At 64.8% G+C, this 2,119-nt stretch carries 2 protein-coding genes; one reads left to right on the top strand and one right to left on the bottom strand.

The window, feature by feature from the left end; all coding sequences use genetic code 11:
* The coding region (locus EN738_RS33770) for a tetratricopeptide repeat protein (RefSeq protein WP_127287313.1) at nt 1–1,167 on the top strand (1,167 nt) is incomplete at its 5' end.
* 57 nt (nt 1,168–1,224) lie between these two features.
* On the opposite strand, the gene EN738_RS33765 is transcribed toward EN738_RS33770, so the two are convergent.
* Nucleotides 1,225–2,119 (bottom strand): porin (locus EN738_RS33765; RefSeq protein WP_145967034.1); only part of this gene is annotated, 895 nt, incomplete at its 5' end.

Raw genomic sequence — 2,119 nt, 5'->3', positions numbered from 1 at the left:
GTCCTGCCCTTTGCCGGCAAGAGCGATGGCGAGCAGGATTTCCTCGCCAACGGCATCTCGCAGGACATCATCACGGAATTGTCGCGGCAGCGCGATTTCCTGGTCATCGCGCCGCAGTCGACGGTCGGCTATGGCAGCGGCGCCGGCGAGGCCGGCATCGCCGCGCGCGACCTCGACGTCAGATACATCCTTGCCGGCAGCGTGCGGCGCGGCGGCGACCAGCTTCGCGTTGCCGTGCAGCTGATCGATGCGTCCGGCGACCGCTGCGTCTGGGCGGAGCGCTATGACCGGCTGGCGCAGGACGTCTTCGACCTGCAGGACGAGGTGGTGACGCGCATCATCGCCAACATCGACGCCGAGGTGCGGGCGGCGGAGCGCGAAAGCGCGGCGCGCAAGCGGCCGGAAAACCTCGATGCCTGGGAACTGTTCCATCGCGGCATGTGGCATGCCTACCGGTTCACCAGGGACGATCATCAGCTGGCGCAGGGGCATTTTGAGCGTGCCCTCGAGCTGGAGCCGGGGTTCAGCCTGCCCTATGCCGGCCTCGCCTATGTCTGCCTGTCGGCGGTGACCTGGCACTTCACCGCCGATGTCGGGCAGACGCTCGGCGCCGGCATAGCGCAGGCCGAGAAGGCGCTGGCGCTCGATGCCGGCGACGCCTTCAGCCATGTCGTGCTCGGACGCCTGCTGACCTTCATCGGCGAACGGCCGCGCGCCGCCCACCATCTTTCGATGGCGATCGATCTCAGCCCGAGTTTCGCGCAGGCCTATTTCGGCATGGCGCAATTGCACTTCTGGTCGGGCAGGCCGCGCGAGGCGCTGCATCATATCGGCCAGGCGGTGCGGCTGAACCCCAGGGATCCGCTCGGCTCGATGTTCATGACGCTGCAGTCGTTCTGCCACTATTGGCTGGACGATTTCGCCGCCGCCGAGGCTGCCGCCCGGCGTGCCACCGCGCTCAATGCGCGCGAGACCTGGTCGAGGCTGGGGCTGGCCGCCGCCCTTGTCGCGCTCGGCCGCGCGGAGGAAGCCAGGACCGTCATCGCCGAGGCAAGGCGCATGGACCAGGGGCTGACGGTCGCCTCGTTCGACGCGGTCGTCGGCCAGGTGCCGGACGATCTGCGCCAGCGGGTCTATTCAGCGCTAAGGCAGGCCGGCTTGAGTTGAAACGAAAAGGCCCGCAGCGACGTGCTGCGGGCCCTTCTTTCGAGACTGTAGGACTGATCAGAACGAGCGCTGGAAGCGGAGGATGCCGCCGACGCTGTTTTCCTTGTCGGCTTTGGTCCAGTTGGTGACGGTGTCCTCGCCGACATGCAGGTAGTCGACTTCGGCCGTGATCTTGAAGCCCTTGACGATTTCATAGGCAATGTTGGCCGCGACGCCGAAGTTCTTGCCTTCGTCATAGGAGAGCTGGGCGTTGAACGAGGTCTTCTCGTTGATGGTATAGGTGCCGCCGCCCCAGATTGCCCAGTTGCCGCTCCACTGCTTGTAGAAGCCGCGACCGTGCGCGTCGATGACGTTTCCGGCGTCGTCGTTGAGATTGTCGTCGGTGCCGTAGCCGCCCATGATGAACAGCGACAGGTTGTCCATCGGCTTGACGTCGAGACGGACCTTGCCGGCGACTTCTTCATAGTTGCTGTCATAGGCGACGACGCCGGTGATGGCGCCCCAGCCCTGCGTGTACTTCACGCCGCCGACGACATGCGGAACATAGCTGTCGATCGTCCCGACGACGCCAGAGCCCTCTTCGAGAGAGACCACGGCCGAGAAGCCGTTGCCAGCGTCGAAGTAGTACTGGACGACGTTGGTGTCGAAATCGCCGTACGGAACCAGGGTATCCTGGATGACGGCGCCCGCGTAGCCGATGAACGAATCGAAGGCAGACTCGTCCTTACCGACGCGCAGACCACCGAGCTGGATCCAGGCGAACTTCACCGAGACGCCTTTGTCGACGGCGGGATTGCCGGAGGCGAGGGTGCCATAGCCGTTGCTGTTGCCGAAGTTGAAGCGCATTTCGGTGTAGGTCTTCAAGGTGCCGAGCTCGGTTTCCTGGCCGGTCCAGGTCTTGAAGGTGAAGCGGGCATTCTTCTTCCAGGTGTCCTGCTGGTCACCGTCCTGG

The sequence above is a fragment of the Mesorhizobium sp. M4B.F.Ca.ET.017.02.2.1 genome (genome assembly GCF_003998955.1).
Taxonomy (GTDB): domain Bacteria; phylum Pseudomonadota; class Alphaproteobacteria; order Rhizobiales; family Rhizobiaceae; genus Mesorhizobium; species Mesorhizobium abyssinicae.
The sequence above is the reverse complement of the archived record's forward strand: the minus strand, read 5'-3'. Positions and strand labels throughout refer to the sequence as shown.